This window comes from Longispora urticae, assembly GCF_053902585.1.
This window is the reverse complement of record NZ_JAQZSH010000015.1, coordinates 13,531-28,915: the sequence shown is the minus strand read 5'-3', so window position 1 is coordinate 28,915 and position 15,385 is coordinate 13,531. Positions and strand designations below refer to the sequence as shown.

The following is a 15,385-nucleotide window of genomic DNA, read 5'->3' as shown; positions in this document are numbered from 1 at the left end:
GCACGCGCTGCTCGCCGAGCACGCCCTGCTTCTCGAGGTCCTCGCGGATCGAGTGGTAGACGACCTCCGACTCGTACTGCGCGGCGACACCGGCGACGAGGCGCTGCTTCTCGGCCTCCGGGATGCCCAGCCGGTCGTAGGTGTTCTTGATGTCCTCGGGCAGGTCCTCCCAGCTGGCGGCCTGCCGCTCCGTGGACCGGACGAAGTACTTGATGTTGTCGAAGTCGATGCCGCTGAGGTCGGCGCCCCACGCCGGCATGGGCTTGCGGTCGAACAGGCGCAGGCCCTTCAGGCGCAGGTCGAGCATCCACTGGGGCTCGCTCTTGAGCTCCGAGATGTTGCGGACCACGTCCTCGTTGAGACCACGGCGCGAGTTGGCGCCGGCGGTGTCCTTGTCGGCCCAGCCGTACTCATATCGTCCGAGGGCAGCGAGGTGCTCCTCTTGACTGACGACGACGGTCTCTGCGGTCATGAGTATGTCCTCACGCTCTCGGTGGTGGATCTACGCGGGTCCGGGATGTACGTCGTGCACACCCCGTCGCCGTTTGCGATGGTGGCCAGTCGTTGGACGTGCGTCCCGACGAGCCGGCTGATCACCTGGGTCTCGGCTTCGCAGAGCTGCGGGAACTCGGCGGCGACGTGCGCCACCGGGCAGTGGTGCTGGCACAGCTGCCCGCCGGAGGCGATCGCGGTCGCGCCGGCAGCGTATCCCTCGGCCGACAGCGCCCCCGCGAGGGCCTCGGCCCGGGCGAGAGGCGCGTCACCCGCGTGGGCCATCGCCGCGCGCGCCCGGGTCTCCAGACCCGAGACCTGCTCGGCGAGGAAGGCGTTGACGGCCTCGGTGCCGCCGTGCTGGGCGATCCAGCGCAGCGCGTCGCGGGCCAGGTCGTCGTAGGTGTGCGGCCCACCGGCGGCACGGCCGGCGTCGGTGAGCTCGAAGGCCTTGGCGGGGCGGCCCCGGCCGCGCTGGACGCGACTGGGCCGGTCCCGGCACTCGATCAGGCCGTCGGCGTGCATGGCGTCGAGGTGCCGGCGGATCGCGGCCGGGCTCAGGCCCAGGGTCTCGCCGAGCTCGGCGGCCGTGGCGGCCCCGTGCTCGAGAAGGAGCTGTGCGACCCGGTCACGGGTGCGGACGTCCACGCCCACCACACCCCCGGCAGGGGCGGGCGGGGCGCTGAGCTCCGCCGCCGTCTTTTTCACAACACCAGTGTTACTTATTTCCCGGGTCGAGGGCAAACCCGGCGGCCAGTGACGCCGGACACCCTTGAACACGTTCAAATTAATCTGGTACGGTCGGGCCGAGTTGAACGCGTTCAACCCTACCGGAGGACCGGCATGCAGCTCCCCGTCACCCCGCTCGAGGTCACCGCCGCCGACGCGCTCCGGCTGACCGCGCTGCTCGGGGTCACCTTCCGGGTGGTCGAGTCCTGCGGGTCGCTCAGCTTCAGTTCGCCCCTGTTCGGGGTGGCCAGCATCGGGATCGTCGCGCCGTTCAACAACGGCGCACTGCACCTGGTCCAGTTCGGGATCCAGGCGGTGCTCGGGCTGGTCCTCACCGGGGTGCTGCTGTTCGCCAGCCGCCGGGTGCGCCAGGGCGCGCCCGGCTGGACCCGGCCGGCCCGGCTACTGAGCGCCTTCGTGGTCGGCGACGTCGTGTTCTACCTGCTCGGGCTGCTGGGCGGCACCGGCTGGCTGATCTTCGTCATGGTGCGCGACTCCGGGGAGCACGTGACCTCCGGCTCGCCGAGCGGCTGGCCGTACATCGCGCCGTTCCTCTTCCTCGGCATGGAGGCCGGCCTGCTGTACTGCGCCGTCCAGGCCCACAGACTGCTCCGGCTGCTCGAGTCCGGCCAGCCCGCACCACTGCCACGGGGGTAGCGGTTCGGGTGCCCGGCGGCCCCACTCTCGGGGTCGCCGGGCGGAACTTCTACGCTGTGTCGGTGTTCCGGAGCCCAGTACTACTCACGCGGGTCGCGCTCGCCTCGCTCATCGCCAACGCCCTGATCGTCGTGACCGGCGGGGCCGTACGGCTCACCGGGTCGGGGCTGGGCTGCGACACCTGGCCGCAGTGCACGGACGGGTCGTACACCCCGACGAGGGAACTGGGGGTGCACGGGCTGATCGAGTTCGGCAACCGGACCCTGATCGGCGTCGTCGGACCGCTCGCCATCGCGGCCCTGGTCCTCGCCCTGCTGCACAGGCGCCGCGCGCTGACCGTGCCGGCCACGCTGGTCGTCGCCGGGGTCGGCGCCCAGGGGCTGCTCGGCGGGCTCACCGTGCACACGACGCTCAACCCGTGGGTGGTGGCGAGCCACTTCCTGCTGTCGATCGTGGCGATCGTGCCCGCGTTCGCCCTGTGGTACCGGACCCGGCACCCCGACCGGGTCGCGGAGTGGATCGTGCCCGGGCCGCTGCGGGGCCTGGTCTGGGCGCTGTGCGTCACGAGCGCCGCCGTGCTGGTCCTGGGCACCGTGGTGACGGGCAGCGGCCCGCACGCCGGGGACGCCAAGGCGGCCCGGACCGGCTTCGACCCCGAGGCCATGGCGCAGCTGCACACCGACGCCGTGTTCCTGCTGCTCGGCCTGACCCTCGCGCTGTGGCTGGCACTGAAAGCGACAAAGGCACCCAGTCGCGCGGTCGGCATTCTTTTCGTGGTCGAACTGGCCCAGGGAATTATCGGGTTCGTACAGTATTTCACCCAGCTACCGGTCATTCTGGTCGGCGCGCACATGGCCGGGGCCTGCGCTGTCTGGATCGCGACGCTCGCCGTGTGGCACGAACTGCGTACCAAGGGTTAACCAAAAGACGAGTTGACGCCGCCATTCCCGTCACCCATTATCCCTACTAACCAAGTAGGCAATATATGGAAGGGAAGCGTCATGAGACGTTTGCTCGGCGCGGCGGCAGTGCTCGGGATCCTCACGACAACACTGCTCACGGGCTGCTCGTCCGACGAGGCCCCGAAGGCCGGCGAGAAGACGACGCTCCGCCTCGGGTACTTCCCGAACCTCACGCACGCCTCCGCGATCGTGGGCGTCGAGAAGGGGATCTTCGCCGAGAAGCTCGGGGCGAACGTCGAGCTCAAGACGAGTACCTTCAACGCCGGCCCGGCGGCCGTCGAGGCGCTGTTCTCCGACGCGGTCGACGCCGTGTACATCGGCCCGAACCCGACCGTGAACGCGTTCTCCAAGTCCAAGGGCGCCGCGATCCGGGTCATCTCCGGCTCGGCCTCCGGTGGGGTGGCCTTCGTGGTGAAGCCGTCCATCACCGACGCGTCGCAGCTCAAGGGCAAGAAGATCGCCACCCCGCAGCTGGGCAACACCCAGGACGTGGCGCTGCGGTACTGGCTCAAGGGCAAGGGGCTCAACACCACCAAGGAGGGCGGCGGCGACGTCAACATCGTCCCGCAGGAGAACAGCGTCACGGTCGACGCGTTCAACAACAACGCCATCGACGGCGCGTGGGTGCCCGAGCCGTTCGCCAGCCGCCTGGTCGCGGCCGGCGGCAAGGTCCTCGTCGACGAGCGGGACCTGTGGCCGGACAAGCGCTTCGTGATCACCAACCTGATCGTGCGCACCGAGTTCCTCGCCAAGCACCGCGACGTCGTGAAGAACCTGCTCGCCGGCCAGGTCGCGGCCAACGAGTTCGTCAACACCAAGCCGGAGGAGGCCCAGAAGGCCGTCTCCGAGGGGATCGGCAAGCTCACCGGCAAGCCCCTGGACCTCAAGCAGATCGCCGCGGCGTGGAAGACGCTGGAGTTCACCAACGACCCGGTCGCGACGTCCCTGGTCGCCGGGGCCGAGCACGCCACGGCCGTCGGCCTGCTGGAGAAGACCGACCTCAAGGGGTTGTACGACCTGAGCCTGCTCAACGAGGTCCTCAAGGCGAACGGAAAGCCATCGGTGAAGTCGTGATCAGCATCCGGGAGGTCAGTCGGACCTTCGGTCACGGTCCCGAGGCCGTGACCGCCCTGGACCGGCTGTCCCTGGACGTGTCCGCCGGTGAGTTCGTCTGCATCGTCGGCGCGTCCGGCTGCGGGAAGAGCACCCTGCTGTCCCTGGTCGCCGGTCTCGACACCCCCACCTCGGGGACCATCGAGGCCGGCCCCAACCCGGCGCTCATGTTCCAGGAGCCGGCGTTGTTCCCGTGGCTGACCGTCGCGGGCAACGTCGGGCTGCCGTTGAAGCTGCGCAAGGTGCCCAAGCAGGAGCGGCTCGACCGGGTCGAACAGCTGTTGGCGTCGGTGAACCTGTCCGACTTCGCCCGCAAGCGCCCGCACGAGCTGTCCGGCGGCATGCGCCAGCGGGTCGCCCTGGCCCGCACCCTGGCGCTGGACTCCCCCGTGCTGCTGATGGACGAGCCGTTCGGCGCCCTGGACGCCATGACCCGCGACCTGCTGCACGACGAGCTGGAGCGGATCACCCAGGAGCGCCAGCTGACCGTGTTGTTCGTCACGCACAACGTCCGCGAGGCCGCCCGGCTGGGCGACAGGATCGTCCTGTTGTCCAGCCGGCCCGGCCGGCTCAAGTGGCAGGGCCCGGTGGACATCGACCGGCCCCGCCGGATCGACTCCCCCGAGGTCTCGGCGCTGGCCGCCGAGGTCACCGACCGGCTTCGCGAGGAGGTGGCCCAGCATGTCGGGTGACACGGCGACAGACACCGCTACCGAGATCAAGACCGTCGACGCGGGGTACGCCCCCCCGCAGCCCCGCAGGCGCCGGCCCCGGTCCCTCTGGGCCAGCGTGTGGCCGAAGCTGCTCGCCCTCGGGATCGTCCTGCTGATCTGGCAGATCGCGATCTGGACGGAGTTCCGGCCGCCCTACGCGCTCGCCTCGCCCGTCGACAGCTTCACCCAGCTGTGGAAGGACGTGGGCACCTGGCACTTCTGGCACTCGGTCCTCACGACCATGCGCCGGGGGCTGCTCGGGTTCCTGCTGTCCGTCGGGGTGGGCTTCGCCATCGGGTTCGCCGTCGCGCGGGTCAAGCTGCTGCGCGCCGCCGTGGGCTCGATGATCACGGCGTTGCAGACCATGCCGTCGATCGCCTGGTTCCCGCTCGCCATCCTGCTCTTCAAGCTCACGGAGAGCGCGATCATGTTCGTGGTGGTCATCGGGGCGGCGCCCTCGATCGCCAACGGCGTGATCGCGGGCGTGGACTACGTACCCCCGCTGCTGCTCAAGGCGGGCCGCAACATCGGCGCCCGGGGCATCCAGCTGTACTACCGGGTCATCGCCCCCGCCTCGCTGCCGTCGATCGTCGCCGGCCTCAAGCAGGGCTGGGCGTTCTCCTGGCGGAGCCTGATGGCCGGCGAGCTGCTGGTCGTCATCGCCGGCCAGCCGTCCCTGGGCGCGAACCTGAACTTCGCCCGCGAGTTCAACGACGCGCCCGGCCTGATCGCGACGATGATCGTGATCCTGGTGATCGGCCTGGGGGTCGACTCGATCTTCGGGGTCGCCGACCGGGCGATCCGCCGACGATGGGGGATCACGGACGCGTAGCCGCCCGCGCGACCCGCCGCCCGGAGACCAACGGTCTCCGGGCGGTTCGCCGTCCGGCCCGGGTTCCCGGGGTTCCGTCGCCCCCGGGTGGCACGCGGCGGCTAGGCCGTCACGCGGTTCAGGAAGTCGGTCAGCGGCTTGCGGGCCTCGGGGACGTTGAGCAGCCCGTCGCCGTGCGCGCCGTTGCCCGGCAGGACCAGCAGCTTCTTGTCCGTGGCCGGGGCCGCCGCGAGGTCCGCCTCCGCCTCGGCGGCCTTCAGGTACGGGTCCTGGTCCCCGAGCACGTACAGCGTCGGGGCGGTCAGTCTGGCCGTCCACGGGGCGAGGTCGGTCGGCTGGTCGCGGTTGTAGACCTTCGCGCAGCTCAGGACCCCGACCCCGGCCACCGGGGGCTGGATCTCCGCCGCGCCGATCACCGACAGGCAGCCGCCCCGGGAGCCGCCGACCAGGGCGACCTTCTTCGCGCCGCCGGCCCGGACCTTCTCCACGACCGACTTCAGTTCGGCGCTGCGCTCGGGCTGCCCGCCGGCGGCGCCGTACGTCCAGACGGCCACCTGGTAGCCCTGGGTGACGAGCTCGCGGGCGTACTCGACCCAGTCGCAGCCGTTGCCGTCGGCGGTGTTGGAGAACACCACGGCCCGGTCCCCCTTGCCCATGATCGCGCCGGTCAGACCGGGAACGCCCAGCTCCCGGCCCTCCTCGGACTTCACGCAGCCGGCGAACGCGAAGCCGGGCAGCGCCGCGTCCCGGCCGGCCTTGGGCGACTGGGTCGGCGTGGCCCCCGGCTTCGGGGTGCCGGTGCAGCCGGCGAGGAGGCCGAGCAGGGCGAGCGTGATCAAGGTGCGTCTCATCGGTCTTGTGTAGACGGACCGCTGACCCCTGTCAATATGTCACGGTCTGTGACCGGAGCCCTCAGAGGCGGGCGGCGACGGCGCGGGCGAAGCGGGCCGGGGCGCCCGGGTCGTGCCCGAGGAACAGCGACGGCTCCGCCAGCTCCAGTTCGACGAGGAGCGGCGAACCGTCGGGGCCGGGGATCAGGTCCACCCTGGCGTACAGCGGGGCGTCCAGGGTGGCCACCAGGGCGTCGCCGAGGGCCCGCTCGGCGCCCGACGGTACCCGTGGAGTGATGTTCTCGCCCTTGAACAGGCCCTCGGGACCGGTGTCCGGGCCGGTGAGCATGGGCCCCTTGCGGATCGCGTGGCTGTACTCCCCGTTGAAGTAGAGCAGCGCGGTCTCCCCCGCGTCGTCCACGGCGGTCAGGTACGGCTGGAGCATCGCCGTGCGGCCGGCGGCGTGCAGGCGGGCGACGTGCGCGGCGGCGAGGGCGTCGTCGGCGGGGCCGTAGCGGCCGGTGTCGAGGCTGCCGGCGCTCACGGTGGGCTTGAGGACGTACTCGCCGTCGGGGGCCGTGAAGGCCTCGCCCGGGGCCAGGAACACGGTCGGGACGATGGGGACGTCCAGGGCGGCCAGGTACCGCTTGTCGGTGTTCGCCTCGACCGTGGCCGCCGGGTTGAGCAGCCGCGGGACGGCGCGGGTCCAGGCGAGGAACTCCTCGCGGCGGAGCGCGTAGTCCCAGGTGGTGCGCAGGACGGTGAGGTCGAAGGCCGACCAGTCGACCGCCGGGTCGTCCCAGACGGCGGGTACGGCGCGGACGCCGAGCTCGGCGAGCGGCCCGAGGACGAGCAGCTCCTCCTCGTCGAGGTCCGGCATGGCGGCGCAGGTGGCGAGGGCGATGACCTTCATGGCGCCATCACACCACACCTGCGGCGCCGTGGACCGGGGCCGCCGGGTCACGCGGGACCTAGCCGCCCGGAGAGCGGGCAAAAGTCAGCCGCCGGGGTGGTCACCCCGGCGGCGCGGTCGTGCGGTCTGTTCGGAAAGTCTGTGGTCTGGCGGAGCTAACGGGCGAAGACGCTGCGCTTCATGGCCCGCAGCAGCTTCGAGCCGCCGCGCATCCGGTCGCTGATCTCGCGCTCCCACGAGGAGAGGATCGAGACCCCGGCCTGGGAGCAGGCCTCGCGGGCCACGTCCGTCGCCGGCGCGAACTGGTCGCCCCAGGAGCCGTCTTCGCCGACGAGCACGATGCGGGCGCCCTTACGTCCCACGTACTCGATCACGGCGCTGGCGCCGTCATGGGCTTCCTTGAACTCTTCGATGTCCGCCACGAGTCCGCTCGGGATCTCGAGCGAGCCGGTACTGTCCGGCTCCGTTGCGGGGGCAGTCGATGCGTCAGCCATGCCACCACAGTAGGCACCTTCTGCTTACCCCCGCTTAACATCGGACCAAGAGTGTGACGATGCTTACTCTTATCGAGGCTGCTAAATCTAGACATATCCGAAACGGACTGATCAGCCTGTCAACAATGCGTCAACCGCGACGGCGACGAAGAGGACCGTCACGTAGGTGAGCGACCAGTGGAAGAGGCGCATCGTCTTCAGCTCCCCGCCGGCGCGGGTCTGGAGGTAGAACCGGACGGCCTCCCGGGTGAAGATGGCGCCCGCGACGACCGCCGGGACCCCGTACACCCAACTGAGGTTCGCCACCGGCCAGAGCGCGAGCGAGGCGACCACGGTGAGCACGGTGTAGACCACGCTCTCCAGCGCGACCCGCCGCGCCGAGGCGACCACGGGGAGCATCGGGATGCTCGCCGCCGCGTAGTCGTCCTTGAACTTCATCGCCAGCGCCCAGAAGTGCGGCGGCTGCCAGAAGAACATCACCGCGAACAGCAGCCACGCGCTCAGCGACAGGGTGCCGGTCACGGCGGCCCAGCCGATCAGCACCGGCGCCGCGCCGCACGCCCCGCCGAGCACGGTGTTGTGCGGGGTCGTGCGCTTGAGCCACATCGTGTAGATCACCGCGTAGTAGATGATCGCGGCGAACGTCAGGGCCGTGGCCAGCAGGTTCGTCGTGACCGCCATCAGCGCGACGGCCACCGTGCCCAGCGTGAGGCCGAACGTGAGGGCCCCGCGCGGCGTGATCCGCCCGGTGACCAGCGGCCGGGACCGGGTCCGGCGCATCAGCGGGTCGATGTCGCGGTCGTACCAGCAGTTCAGGACGTTGGCGCTGGCCGCGGCGAGCGTGCCGCCGACCACCGTGGCCAGGATCAGCCACAGGGACGGCACGCCACGCTCGGCCAGCAGCATCGCCGGCACGGTGGTGACGAGCAGCAGCTCGACGATGCGGGGTTTGGTCAGGGAGACGTACGCCCGGAAGAGACCTACCCGCGCGGCGCTGTCCTGGACGTCGGGGGTCTCGGCCGCCGCGAGCGGCAGGCGGGCCACGGCCTCCCCGGGGCTGTCGGCGACGGTACTCACCGGTGAATGGCCACCCTCCGAGTCTGTCTACAAAACGTAGAACAGGGTATGCCCGTGACCTGGGCAGCGGCAGCGCGGGGTACGCGGGTGGTTCAGCGCTCGACCCCCGACCCGGATAGGTAGGGTCAACGGAGACGTTCTCGGATATGAGGGGCTACAGAATCGTGACTCTGGACTGGTCCGACCTCGATCGTCGTGCGGTCGACACGGCGCGGGTGCTGGCAATTGACGCGGTGGAGCGGGCGGGCAACGGGCATCCGGGCACAGCGATGAGCCTGGCCCCTGCGGCGTTCCTGCTGTTCAACAGGGTGCTGCGGCACGACCCGGCCGATCCGGCGTGGGCGGGCCGGGACCGGTTCGTCCTGTCCTGCGGTCACTCGTCGCTGACGCTGTACATTCAGCTCTACCTGTCCGGTTACGGCCTGACGCTCGACGACCTGGAGCACCTGCGCCAGTGGGGCTCGCTCACCCCGGGCCACCCGGAGCACGGGCACACCGCGGGCGTCGAGACGACCACGGGCCCGCTCGGCCAGGGTCTGGCCAACGCGGTCGGGATGGCCATGGCCGCCCGGCGCGAGCGCGGGCTGTTCGACCCGGACGCCGCGCCCGGCGCGAGCCCGTTCGACCACGACATCTGGGTGTTCGCCTCCGACGGCGACCTGGAGGAGGGCGTCACCTCCGAGGCCAGCTCCCTCGCCGGCCACCAGAAGCTCGGCAACCTGTGCGTGGTCTGGGACGACAACGAGATCTCGATCGAGGGCGACACCCACATCGCGTTCTCCGAGGATGTCTGCAAGCGCTACGAGGCGTACGGCTGGCACGTGCAGCGGGTCGACTGGCTGAAGACCGGCGACTACCAGGAGGACGTCGACGCCCTGTTCGCCGCCCTCCAGGCCGCGCGCTCGACCACCGACAAGCCCTCCTTCATCGCGCTGCGGACGATCATCGGCTGGCCCGCCCCGAAGAAGCAGAACACCTACGCGGCGCACGGCTCGGCCCTCGGCGCCGAGGAGGCCGCGGCGACCAAGACGCTGCTCGGGTTCGACCCGACGAAGTCGTTCGTCGTCGCCGACGACGTCCTGGCCCACGCCCGGGAGGTCGACGTCCGGGCGAAGGCAGACCGGGCCGAGTGGCAGAAGACGTTCGACGCCTGGGCCGCGGCGAACCCGGAGCGGCACGCGCTGTTCGAGCGGCTCGCGGCCAAGGAGCTGCCCGCCGGCTGGACGGAGAAGCTCCCGACGTTCCCGGCCGACCCGAAGGGCATGGCCACCCGGGTCGCGTCCGGCAAGGTGCTCAACGCCCTCGCCGACACGCTGCCCGAGCTGTGGGGCGGCTCGGCCGACCTGGCCGGCAGCAACAACACGACGATGGACGGCGAGCTGTCGTTCGTGCCGGCCGAGTTCGCGACGAAGGACTACCCCGGCAACGAGTACGGCCGCACGCTGCACTTCGGCATCCGCGAGCACGCGATGGGCTCGATCCTCAACGGCATCGCGCTGCACGGCGGCACCCGGCCGTACGGCGGCACGTTCCTCGTGTTCAGCGACTACATGCGCCCGGCCGTCCGGCTCGCCGCGCTGATGAAGCTGCCCACGGTCTACGTGTGGACCCACGACTCGATCGGCCTCGGCGAGGACGGCCCGACCCACCAGCCGGTCGAGCACCTGGCCGCGCTGCGGGCCATCCCGGGCCTCGACGTGGTCCGCCCGGCCGACGCCAACGAGACCGCGGTCGCGTGGCGCAAGGCCCTGGAGCACACCGACCGGCCGACCGCGCTGGCGCTGACCCGGCAGAACGTGCCGACCCTGGACCCGACGGCCGCGGCCGACGCCGACAAGGGCGGCTACGTGCTGGAGGACTCCGACGGCCTGCCCGACGTGATCCTGATGGCGACCGGCTCGGAGGTGCAGCTCGCCGTCGGCGCGCGCGCCAAGCTGGTCGAGGAGGGGCTCAACGTCCGCGTCGTGTCCATGCCGTGCCAGGAGTGGTTCGACGCCCAGCCGGTGGAGTACCGCAACCACGTGCTGCCGCCCGGGGTCAAGGCCCGGGTCAGCGTCGAGGCGGGTATCGCCATGCCGTGGCGGCACCTCGTCGGCGACGCGGGCGAGTCCGTGAGCATCGAGCACTTCGGGGCCAGCGCGCCCTACCAGATCCTGTTCGAGCAGTTCGGCTTCACCGTGGACAACGTCGTGGCCAAGGCGCGGGCTTCCCTGTCGCGCGCCGGTCTCGTCCAGGGTTCCACGACCGGAAACTGAAGGAGGAGACCATGACCGACAGACTCGCCGAACTGACCGCGGCCGGCGTCGCCGTGTGGCTGGACGACCTCTCCCGGGAGCGGCTCGCGTCCGGCAGCCTGGACAAGCTGCGCCGTGAGGACCACGTCAGCGGCGTCACCAGCAACCCGACCATCTTCGCCAAGGCGCTCTCCGAGGGCTCCGCGTACGCGGAGCAGGTGAAGGACCTGGCCACCCGGGGGCTCTCCGTCGAGGAGGCCACCCGCATGCTGACCACCTACGACGTGCGCTGGGCGTGCGACGTGATGCGGCCGGCGTTCGACACCAGCCACGGGCTCGACGGCCGGGTGTCGATCGAGGTCGACCCGCGGCTGGCCGACAAGACGGCCGAGACGGTCGCCGAGGCCAAGGGCCTGTGGTGGCTGGTGGACCGGGAGAACCTGTTCATCAAGATCCCGGCGACCCTCGCGGGGCTGCCGGCGATCACGGCCACGCTCGCCGAGGGCATCTCGGTGAACGTGACGCTGATCTTCAGCCTGGACCGGTACAAGGGCGTGATGGACGCGTTCCTGGCCGGCCTGGAGCAGGCCCGGGCCAACGGGCACGACGTCGCCAGGATCGCGAGTGTCGCGTCGTTCTTCGTGTCCCGGGTGGACACCGAGATCGACAAGCGGCTCGGTGAGGGCCACCCGCTGGCGGGCAAGGCGGCGGTCGCGAACGCGCGGCTGGCGTACGAGGCCTACGAGCAGGTCTTCTCCTCCGCCCGGTGGCAGGCGCTCGCCGACGCGGGGGCCCGTCCGCAGCGGCCCCTGTGGGCGTCGACGGGCGTGAAGAACCCGGCGTACTCGGACGTGATGTACGTGGCCGACCTGATCGCCCCCGGTACGGTCAACACCATGCCCCAGGGGACCATGGAGGCGTTCGCCGACCACGGCGTGACGCAGCCGGACACGATCACCGCCCACTACGACGACGCCCGGCGGGTGATGGCCGACGTGGCCGCCGCGGGTGTGGACTACGACGACGTGGTCGACCATCTCGAACGCGACGGGGTGGTGAAGTTCGAGACCAGCTGGAACGAACTCCTCACCAACGTCGAGACCCAGCTCAAGGCCGCGCGTTGATCGCCGGCGGCGGGCTGACCGTCCGCAGTTCCGTCGACGCGGAGGGCGTGCGGGCCACGCTCGCCGCCGAGGATGTGCCGGCGCTGCTCGCCGCCGGCGACGCCACCCTGTGGGGCCCGGAGGCCGAGCCCGAGGCGGCTGTCCGCCTCGGCTGGCTGAAGGTCCTCGACACGTCCCGGGACCTGGTCGCGCGGCTCGCGAAGCTGCGGGCCGAGCTGCTGTCCGAGGGTCTCGACCACGTGGTGCTCGCCGGGATGGGCGGCTCCTCGCTCGCCCCGGAGGTCATCTGCCGGACCCTGGGCGTCGAGCTGACCGTCCTGGACACCACCGACGCGGGCCAGGTCCGTGCGGCCGTGTCCGACCGGTTGGACCGCACGGTGCTGGTGGTGTCGAGCAAGTCCGGCGGCACGGTGGAGACCGACAGCCACCGCCGGGCGTACCTGGACGCGGGCCTGGACCCCGCGCGCCAGCTGATCGTCGTCACCGACCCGGGCTCGCCCCTCGAGGCGGCCGTGACGGGCGTGGCCCGGGAGGTCTTCCTCGCGGACCCGACCGTCGGCGGCCGGTACTCGGCGCTGACCGCCTTCGGCCTGGTGCCCTCGGCGCTGGCCGGGGTGGACGTCTCCGAGCTGCTGGCGGAGGCCTCGGCGCTGCACGCGACGCTGGCCGACCCGAAGGGCCCGGCGACGGCCCTGGGCGCGATCCTGGGCGCCTCGGCGCTCGCCGGCCGGGACAAGCTGGCCATCGCCGACGACGGCAGCGGCATCGTCGGGCTCGGCGACTGGATCGAGCAGCTGATCGCGGAGTCCACGGGCAAGGCCGGCGTCGGCATCCTGCCGGTGGTGCTGGAGGGCCCGTCCGCGCCGGTCGCGGGCGGCCCGGACGTGCTGCGCTGCACGGTCGGCGGCGCGATGAACAGCGACGCGTTCCTGAGCGGCGGCCTCGAGGCCCCCGAGCTGAGCGTGTCGGGCGGGCTGGGCGCGCACTTCCTCGCCTGGGAGTTCGCCACCGCGCTCGCGGGCCGGTTGCTCGGGATCAACCCGTTCGACCAGCCGAACGTGCAGGAGAGCAAGGACAACACGAACCGTTTGTTGGCCTCGGGCCTGCCGAGCGAGAAGCCGTCGTCCGTCGACGGAGCCCTCGAGGTGTACGGGGACCTGGACGCCTTCCTCGCGGGCGTCGGCCCGGACAACTACGTCGCCGTGCTCGCCTACCTCGACCGGCACGCCGACGCCGACGCCGAGAAGCTGCGCGCCCTGATCGCCGAGCGCACCGGGCGGCCGGTCACCTTCGGGTGGGGGCCGAGGTTCCTGCACTCCACGGGCCAGTACCACAAGGGCGGTCCTGAAAAGGGTGTGTTCTTGCAGCTCACGGGCGTGGTGGCCGAGGACCTGCCGGTCGGCGGCAAGGAGTACACCTTCGGGGCGCTCCAGGCCGCGCAGGCCGCCGGGGACCGCGAGGCGCTCGCCCAGCGGCACCGCCCGGTCCTGCACGTGCACCTGACCGACCGCGCGGCCGGCCTGGCCCAGCTGCTGGCGGCGCTGCGGTGACCGACGAGCAGGCGGGGACCAACCCGCTCCGCGACCCGCAGGACCGGCGGCTGCCGAGGATCCCGGAACCCTGCGTTCTGGTGATCTTCGGCGTGACCGGCGACCTGTCCCGCAAGAAACTCATCCCCGCCGTGTACGACCTGGCCAACCGCGGCCTGCTGCCCCCGGGATTCGTCGTGCTCGGCTTCGCCCGCCGCGACTGGGGCGACGGCGACTTCGAGGAACTGGCCCGCAAGGCCGCCCAGCAGCACGCCCGGACCCCGTGGCGGGACGAGGTGTGGTCCCGGCTGGTCGGCAACATCAAGTTCGTCGGCGGCTCCTTCGACGACGACGAGGCGTTCGACCACCTGTCGGCCACGCTGGACGAGCTGCGCGCCACGCACGGCATCCCCGGCAACGCGGCCTTCTACCTGTCGATCCCGCCGCCGGCGTTCCCCATGGTGCTCAAGCAGCTCGAACGCACCGGGATGGCGGACAACAAGGTGTCGGGCGGCTGGCGCCGGGTCGTGGTGGAGAAGCCGTTCGGCAACGACCTGGAGTCCGCCAAGGCGCTCAACGACCTCGTCGACGACGTGTTCACCGGGCACGACGTGTTCCGGATCGACCACTACCTCGGCAAGGAGACGGTCCAGAACATCCTGGCGCTGCGGTTCGCCAACTCCCTGTTCGAGCCGGTGTGGAACTCGCACTACGTCGACTCGGTGCAGATCACCATGGCCGAGGACGTCGGGATCGGCTCCCGGGCCGGGTTCTACGACACGGCCGGCGCCGCCCGCGACGTGCTCCAGAACCACCTGCTCCAGCTCCTGGCGCTGACCGCGATGGAGGAGCCGACGAGTTTCGACTCGGAGGAGATCCGCACCGAGAAGCTCAAGGTGCTGCGCGCCATCACCCTGCCCGAGGACCTGGACTCCTACGCGATCCGGGGCCAGTACGTGCAGGGTTGGGTGGCAGGCCAGCGCGCCGAGGGGTACCACCAGGAGGAGAACGTCCCGGCGGACTCCACCACGGAGACGTACGCGGCGGTGCAGCTCAACATCAAGAACCGGCGCTGGGCGGGCGTGCCGTTCCACCTGCGCACGGGCAAGCGGATGCCGCGCCGGGTCACCGAGATCGCGGTGCTGTTCAAGAAGGCCCCGCACCTGCCGTTCGACGCGGCGGACGTGGAGATGCTCGGCAACAACCAGCTGGTGATCCGGGTGCAGCCCGACGAGGGGCTGATGCTCAAGTTCGGTTCCAAGGTGCCGGGGACGGCCATGGAGCTGCGGGACATCGCGATGGACTTCCAGTACGGCGAGGCGTTCACCGAGTCCAGCCCCGAGGCGTACGAGCGCCTGGTCCTCGACGTGCTGATCGGCGACAAGACGCTCTTCCCGGACGCGGCCGAGGTGGAGGCGTCCTGGCGGGTGATCGATCCGCTGGAGGAGTTCTGGGCGGGCACGAAGCCGCACCCGTACCGGGCCGGCGAGTGGGGTCCGCGCGCCGCCGACGAGATGCTGGCCCGCACCGGCCGGCAGTGGAGGCGGGCATGACGCCGGCCGCGGGAGTGGCCGCAGAGACGCACGTGATGCTGGCCGCCGGGGCGGGCACGACGCCGGTCGCGGAGGCGGGCATGACGAGGCTCAGGGGGACATGGGCATGAGCGAGCGCCAGCGAGCGACCAGA

At 71.2% G+C, this 15,385-nt stretch carries 14 protein-coding genes and 1 pseudogene; 9 read left to right on the top strand and 6 right to left on the bottom strand.

The genetic code is table 11. From position 1 onward, the window contains the following. Both PT931_RS07940 and PT931_RS07935 read right to left on the bottom strand, forming a co-directional pair. A pseudogene (locus PT931_RS07940) lies at positions 1 to 472 on the bottom strand (Fe-S cluster assembly protein SufB); the annotation flags it as partial. Continuing rightward, the gene (locus PT931_RS07935) at positions 469 to 1,200 is read right to left on the bottom strand and encodes a helix-turn-helix transcriptional regulator (protein ID WP_456245027.1); all 732 of its coding nucleotides are present in this window, start codon (positions 1,198 to 1,200) and stop codon (positions 469 to 471) included. The gene PT931_RS07935 and the pseudogene PT931_RS07940, both read right to left, overlap by 4 nt. 135 nt (positions 1,201 to 1,335) lie before the next feature. Here PT931_RS07935 and PT931_RS07930 point away from each other — a divergent pair, with 135 nt between their 5' ends. The 5 genes from PT931_RS07930 (at position 1,336) to PT931_RS07910 (ending at position 5,498) form a co-directional block, all read left to right on the top strand. Then, positions 1,336 to 1,878, top strand: a complete 543-nt coding sequence (locus PT931_RS07930; protein WP_456245026.1) for a hypothetical protein — start codon at positions 1,336 to 1,338, stop codon at positions 1,876 to 1,878. 62 nt (positions 1,879 to 1,940) lie between these two features. Continuing rightward, on the top strand, positions 1,941 to 2,798 hold the full coding sequence (locus PT931_RS07925; protein ID WP_456245025.1) for a COX15/CtaA family protein: 858 nt from the start codon (positions 1,941 to 1,943) through the stop codon (positions 2,796 to 2,798). Positions 2,799 to 2,879: 81 nt separating this feature from the next. Continuing rightward, positions 2,880 to 3,914, top strand: coding sequence for an ABC transporter substrate-binding protein (locus tag PT931_RS07920; protein ID WP_456245024.1), 1,035 nt, complete (start codon positions 2,880 to 2,882; stop codon positions 3,912 to 3,914). Beyond that, positions 3,911 to 4,645, top strand: coding sequence for an ABC transporter ATP-binding protein (locus tag PT931_RS07915; protein WP_456245023.1), 735 nt, complete (start codon positions 3,911 to 3,913; stop codon positions 4,643 to 4,645). The genes PT931_RS07920 and PT931_RS07915 overlap by 4 nt, the downstream gene beginning before the upstream one ends. Then, the gene (locus PT931_RS07910; RefSeq protein ID WP_456245022.1) at positions 4,635 to 5,498 is read left to right on the top strand and encodes an ABC transporter permease; all 864 of its coding nucleotides are present in this window, start codon (positions 4,635 to 4,637) and stop codon (positions 5,496 to 5,498) included. The genes PT931_RS07915 and PT931_RS07910 overlap by 11 nt, the downstream gene beginning before the upstream one ends. A gap of 101 nt (positions 5,499 to 5,599) precedes the next feature. On the opposite strand, the gene PT931_RS07905 is transcribed toward PT931_RS07910, so the two are convergent. The 4 genes from PT931_RS07905 to PT931_RS07890 all read right to left on the bottom strand — a co-directional run bounded on the left by PT931_RS07905 (position 5,600) and on the right by PT931_RS07890 (position 8,812). Further along, positions 5,600 to 6,349, bottom strand: a complete 750-nt coding sequence (locus tag PT931_RS07905) for an alpha/beta hydrolase (protein WP_456245021.1) — start codon at positions 6,347 to 6,349, stop codon at positions 5,600 to 5,602. A gap of 61 nt (positions 6,350 to 6,410) precedes the next feature. Then, positions 6,411 to 7,241, bottom strand: coding sequence for an ATP-grasp domain-containing protein (locus PT931_RS07900; RefSeq protein ID WP_456245020.1), 831 nt, complete (start codon positions 7,239 to 7,241; stop codon positions 6,411 to 6,413). Between the two features lie 155 nt (positions 7,242 to 7,396). Then, complete coding sequence (locus tag PT931_RS07895) at positions 7,397 to 7,735, bottom strand: hypothetical protein (RefSeq protein WP_197007748.1); 339 nt, start codon at positions 7,733 to 7,735, stop codon at positions 7,397 to 7,399. A gap of 111 nt (positions 7,736 to 7,846) precedes the next feature. Then, positions 7,847 to 8,812, bottom strand: coding sequence for a heme o synthase (locus PT931_RS07890; protein WP_456245019.1), 966 nt, complete (start codon positions 8,810 to 8,812; stop codon positions 7,847 to 7,849). Between the two features lie 146 nt (positions 8,813 to 8,958). Between PT931_RS07890 and tkt the strand changes: the two genes are divergently transcribed. The 4 genes from tkt to zwf are packed head-to-tail and all read left to right on the top strand — an operon-like array spanning position 8,959 to position 15,252. Next, complete coding sequence (gene tkt, locus PT931_RS07885; protein ID WP_456245018.1) at positions 8,959 to 11,067, top strand: transketolase; 2,109 nt, start codon at positions 8,959 to 8,961, stop codon at positions 11,065 to 11,067. Between the two features lie 11 nt (positions 11,068 to 11,078). After that, complete coding sequence (tal, locus tag PT931_RS07880) at positions 11,079 to 12,170, top strand: transaldolase (protein ID WP_456245017.1); 1,092 nt, start codon at positions 11,079 to 11,081, stop codon at positions 12,168 to 12,170. Beyond that, positions 12,167 to 13,720, top strand: coding sequence for a glucose-6-phosphate isomerase (locus PT931_RS07875; protein WP_456245016.1), 1,554 nt, complete (start codon positions 12,167 to 12,169; stop codon positions 13,718 to 13,720). Before tal ends, PT931_RS07875 begins: the two co-directional genes overlap by 4 nt. After that, a complete protein-coding gene (gene zwf / locus PT931_RS07870; protein ID WP_456245015.1) occupies positions 13,717 to 15,252 on the top strand; it encodes a glucose-6-phosphate dehydrogenase in 1,536 nt (511 codons plus the stop codon). Before PT931_RS07875 ends, zwf begins: the two co-directional genes overlap by 4 nt. The last annotated feature ends 133 nt before the right edge of the window (positions 15,253 to 15,385 follow it).